Source organism: Rhizobium sp. WYCCWR10014 (assembly GCF_001657485.1).
Taxonomy (GTDB): Bacteria; Pseudomonadota; Alphaproteobacteria; order Rhizobiales; family Rhizobiaceae; genus Rhizobium.
This window is the reverse complement of record NZ_LXFU01000003.1, coordinates 1-1,283: the sequence shown is the minus strand read 5'-3', so window position 1 is coordinate 1,283 and position 1,283 is coordinate 1. Positions and strand designations below refer to the sequence as shown.

General features: G+C 65.2%; 1 protein-coding gene. It reads left to right on the top strand.

Annotation, left to right across the window (positions count from 1 at the left end; translation table 11 throughout):
* The coding region (locus A6U98_RS00020; RefSeq protein ID WP_027685597.1) for an IS4 family transposase at positions 1–1,105 on the top strand (1,105 nt) is incomplete at its 5' end.
* Positions 1,106–1,283 lie beyond the last annotated feature (178 nt).

The following is a 1,283-nucleotide window of genomic DNA, read 5'->3' as shown; positions in this document are numbered from 1 at the left end:
TATGAGCGATTTGTTGCAAGCATTGGATTGGGACGAGCTGGTCGGACGATTGGGCTCGGCGGAGGAATTGGAGGCGAGCGCGCGCAAGGCCGGGGCGCTGCTTCGCAAACGGCAGGTGGGTGGCGCGGTCGACCTGCTGCGGTTGTGTTTCGCCTATGTGCTGGGCCGGTTTTCACTTCGGACCTTGGCGGCCTGGGCCGATCAGCGGGCGCTCGCGTCGATGTCCGACGTGGCGATGCTTAAGCGTCTGAAGGCCAGTGCCGATTGGGTGGGCTGCCTGGTTTCGGAGCTGCTTGCCGAGCGCTGTCCCGAGGCCTTCGCCGGCGTACATAGTGACCTGCGGCTGATGGCGGTTGACGCCACGGTGGTTGCACCGCCTGGGCCTAAGCGGGTCTACTGGATGGTGCATACGGTGTTCGACCTTTCGCGGCTGACGCTCTGTTCGGTGGAAGTCACCGATCGCCATGAAGCCGAACGACTGTCGCGCGGCGTTAAGGCCGGCGAGCTTCGGATTGCCGACCGCGCCCACGCCAAGGCGGCCGATCTGGCTGAGGTGGTCGAGGCCGGGGCCGATTTTCTGGTCCGCGCCCCTTCCAACTACCCGCGCTTGCTGGATAGCGACGGCCAACTGCTGGATCGCTTGGCGCTCTGCCGTGAAGCGGGCGAGAAGGGCATGCTTGATCGGTGCGTGATGGTCCAGGACGGCAAGTCAAGGGTCGAGGTGGCGGCGCGGGTAGTGATCTTACCTTTACCACCCGAGGCGGCCGAGAAAGCCAGGCGAAGGGCCCGCCGGTTGGCCGCCAAGGCGCGATACAGACCCAGCCAGGCTGGCATCGAGATGGCTGGCTATCTGGTGCTGTTAACTTCGCTCACAGCCGACGACTGGCCGCCGGAACGGCTCGCCTCGACCTATCGTCTGCGATGGCAGATCGAGCTGGCCTTCAAACGCATGAAGTCGCTGATCGGCCTGGAAGACCTCCGCGCAAAGGACGCCGACCTGGCTCGCCTGTGGATCAACACCGCCCTGCTCGCCGCGCTGCTGGCCGAAGATGACCTGCCGGCCCTCGATCCCGAGGCGCCGGACTCTCTCCCCCTGGCGGCCTGAACCGATCCACGTTGCCGATCTGGCGTCTCGTCGCCATCGCGATCACCAACATCTCTATTGCCGTCTTGCACGGGCCCGTCAGGCCGATCGCCATCGCCCGGCTGCTCCATCGACTTCGCGAGCCACCGCGAAGGCGACGAGCCATCGCACATCGACAACTAAGTTAGCGCCTATGGGG